The sequence below is a fragment of the Microbulbifer variabilis ATCC 700307 genome (assembly GCF_000380565.1).
GTDB lineage: Bacteria > Pseudomonadota > Gammaproteobacteria > Pseudomonadales > Cellvibrionaceae > Microbulbifer > Microbulbifer variabilis.
On sequence record NZ_AQYJ01000025.1, the window covers coordinates 243,139 to 259,559 of the forward strand.

Annotated in this window: 14 protein-coding genes; 6 read left to right on the plus strand and 8 right to left on the minus strand. The window is 47.5% G+C overall.

Features of this window, described 5'->3' with window-relative positions; genetic code table 11:
- Positions 1-200 precede the first annotated feature (200 nt).
- The 4 genes from G367_RS0109850 (at position 201) to G367_RS0109870 (ending at position 2,765) form a co-directional block, all read left to right on the plus strand.
- Positions 201-659, plus strand: coding sequence for a nuclear transport factor 2 family protein (locus G367_RS0109850; protein WP_020412961.1), 459 nt, complete (start codon positions 201-203; stop codon positions 657-659).
- Between the two features lie 547 nt (positions 660-1,206).
- Positions 1,207-1,815: a hypothetical protein gene (locus G367_RS25055; protein WP_020412963.1), complete on the plus strand. Its 609-nt coding sequence runs from the start codon at positions 1,207-1,209 to the stop codon at positions 1,813-1,815.
- A gap of 50 nt (positions 1,816-1,865) precedes the next feature.
- The gene (locus tag G367_RS0109865; protein WP_020412964.1) at positions 1,866-2,363 is read left to right on the plus strand and encodes an arsinothricin resistance N-acetyltransferase ArsN1 family B; all 498 of its coding nucleotides are present in this window, start codon (positions 1,866-1,868) and stop codon (positions 2,361-2,363) included.
- An 84-nt stretch (positions 2,364-2,447) separates the two neighbouring features.
- Positions 2,448-2,765 carry a heavy metal-binding domain-containing protein gene (locus G367_RS0109870; protein WP_020412965.1) on the plus strand — a complete coding sequence of 106 codons (318 nt, stop codon included), beginning with the start codon at positions 2,448-2,450 and terminating at the stop codon, positions 2,763-2,765.
- 78 nt (positions 2,766-2,843) lie between these two features.
- Here the strand turns inward: G367_RS0109870 and G367_RS23525 are convergent, their stop codons facing one another.
- The gene (locus tag G367_RS23525) at positions 2,844-3,905 is read right to left on the minus strand and encodes an FAD-dependent oxidoreductase (RefSeq protein ID WP_020412966.1); all 1,062 of its coding nucleotides are present in this window, start codon (positions 3,903-3,905) and stop codon (positions 2,844-2,846) included.
- A gap of 523 nt (positions 3,906-4,428) precedes the next feature.
- On the opposite strand from G367_RS23525, the gene G367_RS0109880 reads away from it, so the two are divergent.
- Positions 4,429-5,544: an agmatine deiminase family protein gene (locus tag G367_RS0109880; RefSeq protein WP_020412967.1), complete on the plus strand. Its 1,116-nt coding sequence runs from the start codon at positions 4,429-4,431 to the stop codon at positions 5,542-5,544.
- A gap of 159 nt (positions 5,545-5,703) precedes the next feature.
- A complete protein-coding gene (locus G367_RS27100) occupies positions 5,704-6,084 on the plus strand; it encodes an EamA family transporter (protein ID WP_425411206.1) in 381 nt (126 codons plus the stop codon).
- A 119-nt stretch (positions 6,085-6,203) separates the two neighbouring features.
- Here the strand turns inward: G367_RS27100 and G367_RS0109890 are convergent, their stop codons facing one another.
- The 7 genes from G367_RS0109890 to G367_RS0109920 all read right to left on the minus strand — a co-directional run bounded on the left by G367_RS0109890 (position 6,204) and on the right by G367_RS0109920 (position 16,359).
- Positions 6,204-6,449, minus strand: coding sequence for a DUF2164 domain-containing protein (locus tag G367_RS0109890; RefSeq protein ID WP_020412969.1), 246 nt, complete (start codon positions 6,447-6,449; stop codon positions 6,204-6,206).
- A 173-nt stretch (positions 6,450-6,622) separates the two neighbouring features.
- Positions 6,623-9,250 carry a TonB-dependent receptor gene (locus G367_RS0109895; protein WP_020412970.1) on the minus strand — a complete coding sequence of 876 codons (2,628 nt, stop codon included), beginning with the start codon at positions 9,248-9,250 and terminating at the stop codon, positions 6,623-6,625.
- A 443-nt stretch (positions 9,251-9,693) separates the two neighbouring features.
- The gene (gene prpF, locus G367_RS0109900; RefSeq protein ID WP_020412971.1) at positions 9,694-10,872 is read right to left on the minus strand and encodes a 2-methylaconitate cis-trans isomerase PrpF; all 1,179 of its coding nucleotides are present in this window, start codon (positions 10,870-10,872) and stop codon (positions 9,694-9,696) included.
- Positions 10,873-10,875: 3 nt separating this feature from the next.
- Positions 10,876-13,473 carry a Fe/S-dependent 2-methylisocitrate dehydratase AcnD gene (acnD, locus tag G367_RS0109905; protein ID WP_026305045.1) on the minus strand — a complete coding sequence of 866 codons (2,598 nt, stop codon included), beginning with the start codon at positions 13,471-13,473 and terminating at the stop codon, positions 10,876-10,878.
- Between the two features lie 126 nt (positions 13,474-13,599).
- On the minus strand, positions 13,600-14,727 hold the full coding sequence (gene prpC / locus G367_RS0109910) for a bifunctional 2-methylcitrate synthase/citrate synthase (RefSeq protein ID WP_020412973.1): 1,128 nt from the start codon (positions 14,725-14,727) through the stop codon (positions 13,600-13,602).
- 84 nt (positions 14,728-14,811) lie between these two features.
- On the minus strand, positions 14,812-15,690 hold the full coding sequence (gene prpB / locus G367_RS0109915; RefSeq protein ID WP_020412974.1) for a methylisocitrate lyase: 879 nt from the start codon (positions 15,688-15,690) through the stop codon (positions 14,812-14,814).
- 3 nt (positions 15,691-15,693) lie between these two features.
- Positions 15,694-16,359, minus strand: a complete 666-nt coding sequence (locus tag G367_RS0109920) for a GntR family transcriptional regulator (protein WP_026305046.1) — start codon at positions 16,357-16,359, stop codon at positions 15,694-15,696.
- Positions 16,360-16,421 lie beyond the last annotated feature (62 nt).

Consider the following 16,421-nt stretch of genomic DNA (forward strand, 5'->3'; position numbering starts at 1 on the left):
CATCCAATCCAGCCATCTTGATAGATAGATCTGGTACAGCCCTGCTTCCTCAAGTCAAAGAAGACAGATAGACACAGGATACATTTCAGCCACCTATATAAAAGGACAAGATCAACTTCAATGATAAGTAACGTGGATAGTTAGACAGATATTCTCAACCAGAATATAAAATAAACCTCAAAAAATCCAAGGAAGTATTTATGTATCGGATTGCATTGCTCACTTTATCTTTCCTGATCGCCAATGCTGTAACTGCAAATTCACCCGATGATAAAAAAAGCATAGAGAGGGCTGTACTCGACTATATTGAATCACAACACCAGGTTAAGCCCAAATTAATGGGTAGGGGTTTAGATAAAAAATTAGCCAAAAGAACCTATTGGAAAACTAAGGATGGCTCAGAGTTCATAATGGAGACAGATTATGAAACCATGCTTTGGATAGCCGAAAACTACAATAAGGATGGAGATAAGTTTCCACCTTCCCCTAGAATTGATATAGATATCCTTGATATTGATAATCGAGCTGCATCGGTAAAATTATCTGTAGATGAGTGGATTGACTACATGCACTTATATAAAAATGATAGAGACGAATGGAAGATAATCAACGTTCTCTGGCAATACCATGACAACAATAGACATGTAAGCAAGAAATAAACTGGGGCAATACGGGCCTAAAGCAAATGGACACTTCTGTATATCATTTGATTTCAAAATGCAGTCAAACCCAAGACAGAAAATCACAACTTCCTGCCTCTCAGAAAACTATCAGTTTAAAATCACTATTTGCTGGTTTGGACCCTGGAGCATTTTAACTACAGCTGGTAAATTAAGATATCCGAGGTCACATAATGCTTAAGCAGAATACCAAGATGACAAAGAGATTCATATCATCAGCATTTCTGCTTATTGCTCTCGTTGGGTGCGCACACCAGGAAGACACCCTGAATAATGAATTGTGTGGCCAGGGGATCTAAACATGTATCAACTTAGCTACTCAAATGAGCCTCAGCCAGGTAATACCCAATCTCTATACACGCAACCTGAATATAATGAAAATAAGAACAAGCAAAAGCTTATTTCTGACTCTATAAACTGGCATATAAGAGCTGGATACCTAACATTATCCTACGATAGCGATATAAAGAAGTAGTATGGGGCTATCAGCCCCATACTTCACCATTAACAGCACAAAAGTAATTGCATGAAAAAGACCCTGATTAAAATTCTAATTTATACTTGCTGTATTACAATTCATGATTCGCTTGCAGATCACGGAACAGGTGTAGATAAGGCATCTGAGAGCCGACACCCACAGGAAAATGAGCAGCTAACCCGTTTATTTAACCAGGATCAGATTGCACGCAAGCTATCACACGACGAAATCGACTGGAATGTACTTAATCATAAAGACAAGAATCGACGTGAAAAAGTACTAAAGATGCTAGCAGAGGGCCGAATTAAGACTTCAAAAGACTTCTACCATGCAGCACTTATTTTCCAGCATGGCAATAATGCGGAAGATATTAGGCTCGCTCACGCACTTACCACCATAGCAGCCAGCCTTGCTGAGGACAAAAGCAAGGCAAATTGGTTAAAAGCAGCTACATGGGATCGATTAATGATGAACCTAAACCAACCACAATGGTATGGCACCCAGTTTGTGAAAGACCCATCGGGAAACTGGAGCCTGTATGATATAGATCCTGATATAATCTCTGATCAGCAACGAACAGACTGGTCAGTTCGAGTAATAGAAGAATCGAAGGCTTTAGAGAAATCACTGAACAACACCAAGGAAGGCAAGCATTAATTAAGCTGACCATTTTTCTTATTACCACGAGGGAAGAACTAAGAATAAGCATGATAAGACCAGTTACTACTTTAGACTCCGCAGAGATTGCTGAAATCTACAATTACTATATAGAAAGTACTTTTATTACTTTTGAGACCGAGCCTGTTTCAACTGAAATTATCACCAACAGGATCGAAGAATGCTCCAGAAACAACCTCCCCTGGCTTGTCGCAGAATATGAAGGTCGCATAGTTGGCTATTGTTATGCCAGTAAATGGAAGGGGCGCTGTGCATATCAGCACTCAGTAGAAGCTACCGTATATTTAGATACAAATTCAATATCCAAAGGCTGGGGTTCGAAGCTTTACGCAGAATTATTAAAGCAGTTGATACAGCTTGATGTTCATGCAGTTATCTGCGGTATAGCACTACCCAATGCAAGTAGCGTCGCACTTCATGAGAAATTTGGCATGAAGAAAGTCGCTCATTTTAAGGAAGTGGGATACAAGTTTGGGCAGTGGGTGGATGTTGGTTATTGGCAATGCTTACTTTCCTCAGGAAAATAATTAAGATATATAACCATTCGATTACGATAACCACGTATTAGATATATACTTTTACACTAGCTTTCGCCATAAGAAGGAAGTCAAATGATTTTTTCAACTACAGAAACAGTACCAGGAAAGGAAATCTCAGAGGTGCTGGATATCGTCACTGGCAATGTTGTTCAGTCAAAACATATCGGTCGTGACTTAATGGCAGGGATCAAGAGTATTGTCGGTGGAGAGATCCGCGGCTATACCGAAATGCTGACCGAAGCGAGAAAAAAAGCTTTTCAAAGACTGAGCGATAGCGCAACACAGAAAGGTGCTGACGCCGTAGTGGGTATTCGCTTTACTACAAGTGCTATTATGGACGGCTCCTCAGAGATCCTGGTTTTTGGTACAGCAGTTAAGTTAAAAAGATAGGCTGTTGGCATCAAAAAATTTGAACAATTTCCCTGTATAGACTTAACCCAAGCTAGAAGCTGCTACTTATTTACACGACTAAAGCTCTACCGCAAACTGCCCCAACTTTCTCCGCACCGTCGGCAAAGAGTTGGCGGCAGCTATAAGGGCCCTGAATTCAAATCTTGCCTTAAGGGATTGCCCAGTGACTATTTTGCGGCCATGCTCGGTAACGTCAATAACCTTCTTGTCCTCCCTGTGACGCAATTCTGAGTACCCAGTGAGCCGCCCTGCTACAACCCGCGCTGCTAGCTCAGCAGCATCGGCAATCCCCAAGTTCATACCGCGGCCGCCTACAGGAGAATGACAGTGGGCTGCATCTCCAGCAAGATGTATTCTGCCTTTCGAGTAGGTCTCAGCCTGGCGAACAGAAATATTAAAGGTTCCCTGACGACGAACCCTCTTGATATCCAATGCCATTGGGAAAGCCCCTATGGCATCGTCACAGCTTGCCACCAAACGATGGCGCCCCTCCCCTAAAGGCACTGCAACAGCTACCACTCCGGACTCCATTTTTACCAATGTGAACTTTCTTTTTGGGGGCCAACCATCGGTATCGACATCGGCAATCGACCATTCTTCCTCCAGGTCAAACCCAGGATAATTAATACCTGCAGCCTCACGAACAGTGCTGTGGATACCATCCGCTCCAATCACAAGATCGAAACGCTCCTCCTCACCCGCATTAAACTGGGCTACCACTCCGCCTTCAGATTCAGTAAGAAATGTAAGCTCTTTCTGATATTCGACCTCAACACCCATACCTGATAGTACCTGGGCCATAAGGGATTCGGTCCTGTCTTGAGGCAATCCGAGAATAGTGGGGAAATAGGTGCGATCGGAGTGAAGGGGGAATTCCAGCGCTAGTCGCGTATCCAGATAGATACAGGCAGCTTGAACAGCAATACCTTCAGCTATCAATTTCTCTGAAACGCCTGACTTCGAAAGCAATTCAAGACTGCGGGAAGTAATACCCACAGCCCTACTTAGAGTGGATGCGCTGTCCCGACGGTCAATAATCCTTGGTGACAAACCAAGGCGGGTAAGCTCAATGGCAGCGGTAAGACCAGTAGGTCCCGCCCCAACAACCAATACTTTCACAAGCCACCTCGAATAACTTCACTATCAGGCCACTGCTATCTGCATAAAGTATAAACATGAACTCTCGGTTTCACCCCTATACATAAAGCTCAGGTGGTTATCGATACAAAGGGCACACTCCACCAATGAAAGGAGTAATTGTGCTCCCTTACAACTAAAAAGAGTGCTGAAATCAGGAAGCTTTAGCTACTAAATCCTGGACATTATCACAACCACCCCGTGATATATAGCGACTAATACGAACCGAGCACTGCAGAAATAAATTATTTATTCATTTTAATATTTGATTAATTATATCTTAAATTAATAAAAAAATTATAAAGATATAGACCGCCAACCCACAGGATAAACCCTCCCCTTAGACGCAGCAAATCCACCTAAAAAGAAAGAATCAGCAAGGCCCTTAAACTATCACTTTCCACAGAAATATCACATAAATATGTAGCCTAAGACGCAAAAGAATATTAAACTCAACTCCATGAAACTGCAAAAAAGCAACAATCTGAAATAACAGAAAACCACCATGATTGACCGAAGACTATTTATTAAGATTAGCAGCCTTTTACTTGCAGCCCCGCTATTCGCAAAAAAATCATTAGCCATGCAGGACTTAACCTTCAGCTCGCTGCACATGCCAGATGAAAGCGATCAACACAAGAGAACATGGATGGCTTTTGTTGCCAATGATTATATTTGGTCACATAAGCAAATTCCTGAGGTAAAAAGGAATCTGGCATTAATTGCAAATACAATTGCCAAATATGAGCCCGTATCTCTCCTTGTGAGCAGAAAAAATTTACATGAAGCAGAAGAGCTACTGGATATAGATAATTCAAATTTTAAAATCGAGCTTCATACTTTTGAAGTCGATGATCTATGGCTTCGTGACACTGCCCCTATCTTTGTAAGATCCACCTATGGGGAGAAAATTGCACTGAATTTCAATTTCAATGGTTGGGGCAACAAACAGGAACACTTGTTAGACAAACAAGTCGCCAGGTATATTGCCAATACATCTGGAGCAATCCATGAGAGAACCAACATTGTACTAGAGGGTGGGTGCTTTGAAGTTGATGGAAATGGCACAGCGATTATGACTGAGAGCTGCATCCTCAATAAAAACCGCAATCCAGGATGGTCAAAAATAGATATTGAGAAGGAACTCAAGACACTGCTCGGATTACGTAAAATTATTTGGCTCAAAGGCATTAAGGGAATGGATATCACAGACGGCCATACCGATTTTTACGCACGTTTTATCAAGCCAGGGGAAGTTATAGTCAGCAGGGAAAATTATCAATCCTACTATGACTATGAGGTTACTCGCGAAAATATCAACACATTAAGCAATAGTGTCGACGCAAATGGAAATCCGCTAAACCTACACGTCCTGGATACACCAGAAATTATTAATGAGAGATTTGGTACTAAAGACTTTGCCGCAGGCTATATTGGTTACTATGTTTGTAACGGCGCAATAATTGCTCAAAAATTTGGCGATAGAAATGCAGATGAGAAAGCCAGAGCTGTTTTGCAAAGCGCCTTCCCCAATCATACAATTGAGCAAATAGCAATTGATGGAATTGCTTCAGGTGGAGGCAGCGTCCACTGTTCTACACAGCAAGAGATTATTGTTTGATTCTGCTTTTCTTTAAAAATTTTCTGCATCACTTGCAAAACTTTCCATAAGTACCCAGAAAATTATTGGGTTATTTCTGGGAACCCTGGGTGCAGCCTGGATAGGCTTCAAGAGAAATATGGCTACATTAACACTGGACCTAAACCGGGGGCGAGCTGGATCTTCTTATCAGGTGCAATTTCACTTAGCCTGTATAACCCACTGGTTAAGCGGGTTCACTCTGACGAACCTACAGGGGTCATGGCCTATTGGGTAATTTTATTCGGTGCACTCTGGTTATTGTTTTTTACCCTCCCCCTCTTAGGCACCATAAACTGGCAAAATACATCTTTTCAACTCAATGGCAGCTTACTTTATTTAGCGCTATTCACCACACTAATGAGTTTCTTTCTGCTGCAGTTCGGCACGGTAAAAATTGGTCCCACCAAAGTAGCCGCTTATGGATTCTTGAACCCGATTTTTGTACTGGCACTAACCCTGCTTCTGGAAATGTCAGAATTCAGTAGTTCCTTTTTCCAAGTATTATTCTGGTCTTCTTGACTATGTTATTTATTCAGGCAGAAAAGACAGCATAAAAGGCACCCCAAATATTGAACTACAGATCACTGCTGTACCCTCTTAACCCTCCCCTTACCCACACTGCAGGAGGAGTGATAGATCTAATTCACAGGCTTCTCAATCTCATAAATTGCATCAGATATATCTTCCAGTTTTGAAGATACAATAGCCAGTGCATCATGCAGCCCTTGATTGTAGAAGCCAGCCCCCATCTCCCTTGCAAGAAAATCGATCAAGAACTCCACCTCAAAGCCACCAGCTTCGAGATCAAACTCCTCAGAAAGGTATTTCCTTATCTTCTCCACCAATACAGATTTACGTTCTTTTTCAAGTACAATTTCTGGCATAAGAATAACCCTGTCATTACTTCATTTTTACCCGGAAAAGCTATTAAACATATACTGGGATATATTAGTAAACAAAGACTACGATGACTTCCATAGGTATACAAGACAGAATGAAAAAAATCCGAGCAGCCCAGGGCTTCTCGGATTTGAGGGGCTCTTATTGGGAACTTTACTTAAAAATTGTAGTTGAAACGTACTCCGTAGCTCACAGGTGTGGAGAATGGACCGGATACCAGGCCATCACTTCCATCTGCGTAGTACGGAACAATTTCATCGGTAATATTGTTACCATAAGCTTCAACATTCCACTGATCATCTGGGCTTATATACTTGATGGACGCATTGATCATCCAGAAAGAATCTCGGCCATCATCATAAGCCGAAGTATCACCAGCCGGGAAATCATGCTTATCAACATTCCAGTAGGTCAGATAAGACTCATCTTCCCAGTGGATGCCTATAAACGGAATAATTGCACCGCCGTGGACCAACTCAAAGGTGTGATCATAATTGATTGTGAAGCTGAATTCAGGTGATACAGGCAGCTCATTACCCTTCAAATTTCGGAAGAGCTCTTCATTAGTATTGTCATGAGCTAAACCGTAATCCGAAATTTCGAATAACGCTTGGTTATTGAAATTCCAGCGGTTCTGAAAATCAGAGGTGATTTCTGTTTGCATCCAGGTAGCAAAACCACTGATTCGGCCATTCGGATAGGGGGCCCAGTCAAACTCTAACTCTAACCCCATAATCTCTGCGCTAGCAGCATTCTTAGTAAGGTAAATAACGACGGGCTCGGTCGTAATTTCACCTGCGTTCTCACCTTCTCGCTCTACCGCACAGTACGAGTATGCAGTATCAGGTGCAGCTAGCTGCATATCCTTATAGTCGGAGAAAAAGAAGGTACTAGCCAGATTTAGTCGACCATCCAAGAAGGTACCTTTTGCTCCTAGCTCCCAAGTAATGACCTTCTCCTCATCATAGCTAGTGTCAATTACCTGTTGAACAACCCGATTTCCCTCATCATCGTAGATGTACTCAGCCGTGTCCGGGTCTTGCTCATATTGGATGACAACATCACCCAAACCACCGGACTTAAATCCACTTGCAACATATGCATACAGCATGACTTCATCTGTCAGGTCATAATCGAGACCAATTCGAAAGTCGGATGAATCCCAGCTCTTGCTGACATCATTGTAAGTATCAATTGTATAAATTGAGCTGTCAGCAAAGTGGTTGGTAGAGAAGCTATTAAAGGTGCCCTGTAAATAGGCAGGGAAGCAGCCATACTCTTCATCTGATTCAGTGGACCAGTCTCGAGTGCAACTCAGGTTGTTACCACCTACATCACTCTTCTTATCTTCCGTATATCGACCACCAACAGTTAGGTGGAGGGTATCAGTAAGGTCATAGGTAGCCTGAGCAAATACTGCGCTGGCTTCTATAGTTCTATCTGGCTGCCTCCAGAATACGGCATTATCTAATGAGGCCAGGAAGTAACCATTCAGATCAGTGGTCTCGTGGAAATAAAACAAACCTGTAATCCACTGTAGGGGACCATCACCTGTAGATTGTAACTGTAACTCATGGGAGTAAGAGACATTTTCTGAGTCTGTAATGCTCATACTCATATCCCAGGTATTGCGACCAGCATCAATATCAATCAGGTTGCTTCGTTCCTGAACTGCATACCCGGTGTTATACACAAACGCCATGGTATCGCTGAAATCCCAGCGGAAGTTAGAACGGAATGAAGTCATGGTGAGATCAAGTTCACCTGGTACATTCACCGCTACGGTGTACTCATCAGCACCGGAGCCGTAGTAGGTTTCACAAGTTGTTCCATCTTCGCGCTGCTCAGCCTTTTCACAGTCGATAGTGTTGATGCCGCCTGCACTACTATCCTGATAGTGTTCCGCTACGGCATACCAAGAAATATCGTCAGTCGGTTCCCATAACGCACCTATACGCACCGCTTGCTGATCAACATTCCCATAAAAATCTTCAGCATCCGCCCTGACCAGCTGATAGTCTGTGGCTCCTTCAGCGTTATTCGCCTGAATAAAAGTTGTGATTGCGTTATCAGCTAATACACCCGCACCTACAGAGTCAGCATCAATATAGCGATTATCCCACTGGTTAACGTCATAAAACCCGGTAAGGTAGGAATCCCGTGTCTCATCCATAAAGGACGCACGAAGAGCAAAGGTGTCTGAAACTGGAATATTGATAACACCTTTTACCAGCTCTTGATTCCAGCGACCGAACTCAACTCCAACTGAACCTTCGAACTCATTAATTACCGGTCTTTTTGAAATAACATTAATGGCACCAACGGTAGAGTTACGCCCATAAAGGGTGCCCTGCGGCCCACGCATGGCTTCAACCCTTTCGGAGTCAAACATCATTGCCATAGCAGACTGGGGGCGTGATGAGTAAATACCATCGAAGTGCAAACCAACAGCTGGGTCACCAAACTCAGTGGTGTTAGTAGAGCGCACGCCCCGCATAGAAATTACAGGGGAGGACTGGGAGGCATCATAGCCAATATCCACATTGGGGATAGTGTTGCCCAAATCCTTTACGTTCTTTATCCCTTGTCGATCCAGCTCTTCTTGAGTAAATGCACTGATCGCTACCGGGGTTTCCATCAGGTTGGTTTCGCGCTTGGTTGCGGTAACCGTTACTTCTTCTAGTACCCAATCATCATCCTGTTGGCTTTCTTCCTGAGCCCAAGCCGACACTACCGCAACATTTGCCATTGCAATCGCAAGGGTAAGTGGTTTTTTAATTCTCATTGATGTCTCTCCAATCTGCTGTAAAAGGAAAGCCAAATTTGATTGTTATACGTGGCTAACCCTAAAGGCCGTCGGCTATACGGCGACTAGATTAAAATCTCAGAAAGGAGAGCTCTGTGAAACCAAGATACGACGGGAGGGATCGCGATTAGGACAAATCGGACCAATCTGCTTTAAGCCAGGATATCAGCCAACTACTTAAATATTTGGAGGAATGGAAGCAGACTCTAGAAATATTTTTTTATTTTACATAAATTAAGGAGACAAATTCCCACAGAAAGCGGTGAAATTTTTTACACCAGCCAGAGAGAAAAATGTCTTGGCTTCAGATCAAGCTTACTCAATTGGAAAAGCACTTATTAAATAACTAGAAGTAAAGGAGATAAGAAGTGAAAAATAGCGGGAACCTTACAGGGCCCCCGCCAAAGTGACGCCAATTAACCCTAGAAACTATCGCCAGGCACCCTTACCCACCCCTCCATCAGGATCCGGGCACTGCGACTCATAATGGCTTTGGTGGCCACCCACTGGCCACCAACAACTTTCGCATGGGCTCCAACCCGCAATGTGCCTGAAGGATGGCCAAAGCAAATGGAATTACGATCCCCCCCACCGGCGGCGAGGTTTACCAGGGTGCCGGGAATCGCAGCTGCAGTACCGATAGCTACAGCAGCGGTACCCATCATGGCGTGGTGCAGCTTACCCATGGAGAGGGCTCGCACGAGCAAATCAATATCTTGCGCCGCTACCTTTTTTCCACTGGAGGCGATGTAGCCCTGTGGCTTGGCGACAAAGGCAATCTTCGGTGTGTGCTGCCGGGCCGCGGCCTCCTCCACAGAGGAAATCAGGCCCATCTTCACTGCACCGTAGGCACGGATGGTCTCGAACATGGCGAGTGCCTTGCTATCGCCATTAATGGCACCCTGAAGCTCAGTGCCGGTATAGCCAATATCTTCCGCATTGACGAAGATGGTGGGGATACCGGCACTGATCATGGTCGCCTTGAGCACACCGATCCCGGGCACGTCCAGATCATCGACGGGGTTACCGGTGGGAAGCATGGCACCCTCGCCGTCCGAGGGGTCCATAAACTCAATTTCCACTTCGGCTGCCGGGAAAGTTACACCATCCAGCTCGAAATCTCCGGTTTCCTGGACTTCACCGTTGGTAATAGGCACATGGGCGATAATGGTTTGGCCAATATTGGCCTGCCAAATGCGCACTGTACAAATACCATTCTCTGGAATCCGCGCAGCATCCACAAAGCCGCTATTAATCGCAAAGGCTCCAACAGCCGCAGTGAGATTACCGCAGTTGCCGCTCCAATCGACCATGGGCTTATCGATGGAAACCTGGCCAAACAGGTAGTTCACATCGTGATTGGGCTTATCACAGGCAGACAGGATCACCGTTTTGCTGGTGCTCGAAGTGGCGCCACCCATACCATCGGTTTGCTTACCGTAGGGGTCCGGACTGCCGATTACCCGCAACAGTAAATTATCACGGGCCTCTCCTGGAACCTGCGCAACTTCGGGTAGATCCTGTAAACGGAAGAAAACACCCTTGCTGGTTCCCCCGCGCATATAAGTCGCGGGGATTTTTACTTGAGGAATAAACTTCATAACTCAGGCCGTCGCTTCTGCTTCGAGGAAATCTTTAGCAAAGCGCTGCAAAACACCCCCAGCCTCATAAATGGAAACCTCTTCTGCGGTATCCAGGCGGCATGTAACTGGAGCCTCAACTGTCTCACCGTTGGCGCGGTGGATCAGCAAGGTCAGCGTGGCATGGGGAGTGCGCCCACCAACCACATCGAAAGTTTCAGTACCGTCGATATCCAGGGTTTCACGGGTAGTGCCCGGCTTAAACTCCAGCGGCAACACGCCCATGCCAATCAGGTTGGTGCGGTGAATACGCTCGAAGCCTTCGGCAACAATCGCCTCCACGCCGGCCAAGCGCACACCTTTCGCAGCCCAGTCACGGGAAGAGCCCTGCCCGTAATCAGCGCCCGCAATGATAATCAGCGGCTGCTTGCGATCCATATAGGTCTCGATGGCCTCCCACATACGGGTAATCTGCCCTTCCGGCTCGACACGAGCCAGAGAGCCCTGGCGAATCTCGCCCTTATCATTGCGCACCATTTCGTTGAGCAGCTTCGGGTTGGCGAAAGTTGCACGCTGGGCAGTGAGGTGGTCACCGCGGTGGGTTGCGTAGGAGTTAAAGTCCTCTTCCGGCAATCCCATCTTCGCCAGGTATTCACCGGCAGCACTGCTGGCCAGAATGGCATTGGAGGGAGACAAGTGGTCGGTAGTGATATTGTCACCCAGCACCGCCAGCGGGCGCATGCCCTTCAAGCTGCGCTCGCCTGCCAGGGCACCTTCCCAATAAGGTGGACGGCGAATATAGGTGCTCGTTGGACGCCAGTCATAGAGTGCGTGACCCTGCTCTTCTGCGGCATCCCGCTCTTCAAACATGGGAATATACACATCGCGGAACTGCTGCGGCTTCACGCTCTGACGTACGATCGCATCGATCTCTTCGTCGCTGGGCCAGATGTCTTTCAGGGTAATCGGATTGCCATCGGCATCGTATCCCAGCGCATCTTTTTCAATGTCGAAACGGATGGTACCGGCAATAGCGTAGGCAACGACCAGCGGAGGTGAAGCCAGGAAAGCCTGCTTGGCATAGGGGTGAATACGACCGTCGAAGTTGCGGTTGCCAGACAGGACTGCAGTAGCATACAGATCGCGGTCGATCACTTCCTGCTGGATTTTCGGATCCAGGGCGCCGCTCATGCCATTACAGGTGGTACAGGCGAAAGCCACTACGCCGAAGCCCATCTGCTCCAGATCCGGTAGCAGGTCGGCCTCTTCCAGATACATTTTTACCGTTTTGGAGCCCGGTGCCAGGGAGGATTTCACCCAGGGTTTGCGGGTCAGGCCGAGCTTGTTGGCATTGCGGGCAATCAGGCCTGCGGCAATCATATTGCGCGGGTTGCTGGTATTGGTGCAGCTGGTAATCGCCGCAATAATTACAGCACCATCGGGCATCTCACCAGCTTTCTCTTCCCAGGCCTTGGCGATACCGCGATTGGCCAGTTCCGAGGCCGGCAGCAGCGCGTGGGGGTTGGAGGGGCCAGCAAGGTTGCGACCCACTGTGTCCAGATCGAACTTCAGTACGCGCTCGTACTCGGCATCCTTCAAGGTGTCGGACCAGAGGCCCGTTTCCTTGGCAAACTTCTCTACCAGGGCTACCTGCTCATCATCGCGGCCGGTGAGTTTGAGGTAGTCGATAGTTTGCTCATCGATAGAGAACATGGCCGCAGTAGCGCCATACTCCGGAGTCATATTGGAAATAGTGGCGCGATCGCCCAGGGTCAGGTTGGAAGCCCCTTCGCCGTAGAACTCCAGGTAGGCACCAACCACGCGCTCGCGGCGCAGGAATTCAGTGAGAGCCAATACCAAATCGGTACCGGTAATACCCGGCTGCAATTTTCCGGTGAGCTCCACTCCAACAATATTCGGCAGACGCATATAAGAGGCGCGGCCGAGCATCACACTCTCAGCTTCCAGGCCACCAACGCCCACAGAAATCACACCCAGGGCGTCTACCATCGGTGTGTGGCTATCAGTGCCGACACAGGTATCCGGGAAAGCTACGCCCTCGCGCACCTGCACCACCGGAGACATTTTCTCCAGATTGATCTGGTGCATGATGCCGTTACCGGGGGGAATCACATCGACGTTTTCAAATGCGGTTTTGGTCCAGTTGATAAAGTGGAAGCGATCTTCGTTGCGGCGTTCTTCTACCGCACGGTTTTTTTCAAAAGCATCCTTCTCAAAACCGGGATGCTCTACCGCGAGAGAGTGATCCACAATCAACTGGGTGGGAACAACTGGATTTACCTTGGCGGGATCACCGCCTTTATCGGCAATGGCATCGCGCAGACCGGCCAAGTCTACCAGCGCAGTCTGGCCGAGGATGTCGTGGCATACAACCCGGGCCGGAAACCATGGGAAGTCCAATTCGCGCTTGCGTTCGATAATCTGTTTCAGGGAGTCGGACAGTTTTTCCGGCTCGCAGCGACGCACCAGGTTTTCCGCCAGAATACGTGAGGTATACGGCAGTTTGGCATAGGCTCCGGGCTGGATCGCGTCAACGGCGGCGCGGGTATCGAAAAAATCGAGGTCCGTACCGGGCAGTGATTTGCGGTAATCAGTATTCATAGCAGGTAAATCAGTCGAATCTTTTTTTAAAATCGTGTCTCTTCTGAGAATGGCTTCAGGCCACCAATCACTGGTAACCTGAAACCTGCACACTGGGTGTGCATCACTTCAATAATGAAATGAAAATTAACCACGCTCGGCGATTGGAGTGACTGTACGAGGCTCAACACCTACGTACTCTGCACTCGGGCGAATAATGCGGTTGTCAGCGCGCTGCTCAAATACATGTGCAGCCCAGCCTGTAACGCGGGACATTACAAAAATCGGCGTGAACAACTTTGTGGGAATCCCCATAAAGTGATACGCGGAAGCGTGGAAGAAGTCTGCATTGCAGAATAATTTTTTCTCGCGCCACATCACTTCTTCACAACGGACTGATACTGGGTAAAGCACAGTATCACCCACATCTTCAGCCAGCTTTTCGGACCAGGCCTTGATGATCACATTGCGCGGATCGGACTCGCGATAAATAGCGTGCCCAAAACCCATAATTTTTTCTTTACGCTCCAGCATTCCCAGCAGTTCTTTTTCTGCCTCATCAGGGCTGGAGAAACGCTCGATCATTTCCATCGCCGCTTCATTAGCACCACCGTGCAAGGGCCCACGCAGGGTACCGATCGCTCCAGTAATACAGCTAAACAGGTCAGACAGAGTGGATGCACAAACACGTGCGGTAAAAGTAGATGCGTTGAACTCGTGCTCTGCATACAGGATCAGGGAAACGTTCATGACCTGCTCATGCAGTGCGTTAGGTTTTTCACCACGCAACATATGCAGGAAGTGACCGCCGATGCTGTCATCATCGGTTTCAGTTTCAATACGCACATTGTCGTGGGTGAAACGGTACCAATAGCAAATAATGGATGGGAAAGCAGCCAACAGGCGGTTGGCTTTCTCCAGTTGCTGCGCGAAAGACTCTTCACCTTCCAGGTTACCCAGCATGGAGCAACCGGTACGCATGACATCCATCGGGTGGGCATCAGCGGGGATGCGCTCAAGAACGTCTTTCAGCGCTTGCGGCAGGCCGCGCATGCTTTTCAACACCGCCTTGTACTCAGCAAGCTGACCGCTAGTAGGTAACTCTCCGTAGAAAATCAGGTAGGCCACTTCTTCAAACTGACAGTGCTCAGCCAGATCTTTGATATCGTAACCACGGTAAGTCAGGCCGGAACCGGATTTGCCCACTGTAGACAGTGCAGTTTTACCCGCAACCTGGCCGCGCAGACCGGCACCACCCAATGCTTTCTCTACCATCTTCTTATCTCCCCTTTTTAAATACGCAGTTTCTTTATTCGTTGAGTAAATACCACGCTGGTATCTACTCGAAACGAAAATCCGTTACTTCTTGAACAGCTCGTCGAGTTTCTGCTCAAACACGTGATAATTGAGGTAGTCGTACAGCTCCTCACGGGTTTGCATGGTATCCACAACCGCTTTTTGGTCGCCATTTTGCAGAATGCTGGTGTACACATTTTCCGCAGCACGATTCATAGCGCGGAACGCCGACAACGGATACAGTACGATATCTGCACCGGCGTCACCCAACTCTTTGGTGTTATACAGTTCGGTTTTACCGAACTCGGTAATATTTGCCAAAATCGGCACGTTCAATGCCTCTTTAAACGCTCTGTAGTGCTCTAATTCAGTGACTGCTTCAGCAAAGATACCGTCGGCACCGGCCTCAATGCATGCCTGGGCACGCTCAATGGCCGCATCCAGCCCTTCCTGAGCAAAGGCATCGGTGCGGGCCATAATAAAGAAGTCATCATCGGTACGGGCATCTACTGCAGCCTTGATACGATCCACCATTTCCTGCTTGGAAACGATTTCCTTATTTGGGCGATGGCCGCAACGCTTTTGTGCAACCTGATCTTCAATATGCACTGCACCTGCGCCTGCACGAATCATCTCTTTAATGGTGCGAGCGATATTGAAAGCACCGCCCCAGCCAGTATCTATATCTACCAACAGCGGCAGGTCACTGGCAGCGGTAATACGGCGAACATCCTCGAGTACATTGTCGAGGCTCGTCATACCCAGGTCGGGCAGACCATAGGAGGCGTTGGCAACACCTGCACCGGAAAGGTAAATTGCCTTGTGGCCAATACGTTCGGCCATGATCGCGGAATACGCATTAATGGTACCGACTACCTGTAACGGTGAATTTTCTGCAAGTGCGGTGCGAAAACGCGCGCCGGCGGAAGGCTTTTTGCTCATACTCTACCTCAGTTTATTTTCAATATTCTGCCTGGAAGCGCGGATATGCCGGCGCATTAATAACTCTGCCAGCTCCCCATCCCCCGCTTCTATGGCTTCGATGATATGGCTGTGTTCGCGAAACGCACGCTGGGCCCTGGGACTGGCCATACCCAACTGGTAGCGATACATACGAACACGGTAGTAAAGACGATTGCATAGCGTGTCGATCAGTAAATCATTTTTGGACGCCTGCACTATGCGAAAATGAAAGTCGAAATCCCCTTCCGGTTGGAAATAGGCCTTGCCAGCCTGCAGCTCCTCCTGTTGCTCGTGGCCCGCAAGCATTCTGCGCAAAGCCACCAAGTCCTCGTCACTGCGCTGTTCAGCTGCCAGCCTACAGGCCATGCCCTCAAGGGCTTCACGCACCTCATAGAGCTCCAATAGGCCCCGCTCACTCAGCTCGACCACACGGGCGCCCACATTCACTCTGCGCTCCAACAAACCCAGGGACTCCAGGCGCATCAGAGCCTCGCGCAGGCTCCCCCGGCTTGCATTGAAACGCCGGGCAAGCTCAGGCTCACTAATTTTGCTGCCCGCAGCGATGCGCCCCTCTACAATCTCACCGCGCAGTGTCAAAAAAAGACGCTCAGCCAGACTCTGATGGGCTTCACGTATCGGGACGTTCATACCAATAGTAGCCATTTGCCCTTAACATTGTCGACAATCTTAAAATCCCGCAGACCTTAAAA

Coding starts and splice junctions, on each gene's coding strand:
- prpF (WP_020412971.1), bottom strand. CDS start 10,872: ATGAAGTTTATTCCTCAAGTAAAAATCCCCGCGACTTATATGCGCGGG.
- G367_RS0109880 (WP_020412967.1), top strand. CDS start 4,429: ATGATTGACCGAAGACTATTTATTAAGATTAGCAGCCTTTTACTTGCA.
- prpC (WP_020412973.1), bottom strand. CDS start 14,727: ATGGTAGAGAAAGCATTGGGTGGTGCCGGTCTGCGCGGCCAGGTTGCG.
- G367_RS0109890 (WP_020412969.1), bottom strand. CDS start 6,449: ATGCCAGAAATTGTACTTGAAAAAGAACGTAAATCTGTATTGGTGGAG.
- G367_RS0109895 (WP_020412970.1), bottom strand. CDS start 9,250: ATGAGAATTAAAAAACCACTTACCCTTGCGATTGCAATGGCAAATGTT.
- G367_RS0109865 (WP_020412964.1), top strand. CDS start 1,866: ATGATAAGACCAGTTACTACTTTAGACTCCGCAGAGATTGCTGAAATC.
- prpB (WP_020412974.1), bottom strand. CDS start 15,690: ATGAGCAAAAAGCCTTCCGCCGGCGCGCGTTTTCGCACCGCACTTGCA.
- acnD (WP_026305045.1), bottom strand. CDS start 13,473: ATGAATACTGATTACCGCAAATCACTGCCCGGTACGGACCTCGATTTT.
- G367_RS0109870 (WP_020412965.1), top strand. CDS start 2,448: ATGATTTTTTCAACTACAGAAACAGTACCAGGAAAGGAAATCTCAGAG.
- G367_RS25055 (WP_020412963.1), top strand. CDS start 1,207: ATGAAAAAGACCCTGATTAAAATTCTAATTTATACTTGCTGTATTACA.
- G367_RS0109850 (WP_020412961.1), top strand. CDS start 201: ATGTATCGGATTGCATTGCTCACTTTATCTTTCCTGATCGCCAATGCT.
- G367_RS0109920 (WP_026305046.1), bottom strand. CDS start 16,359: ATGAACGTCCCGATACGTGAAGCCCATCAGAGTCTGGCTGAGCGTCTT.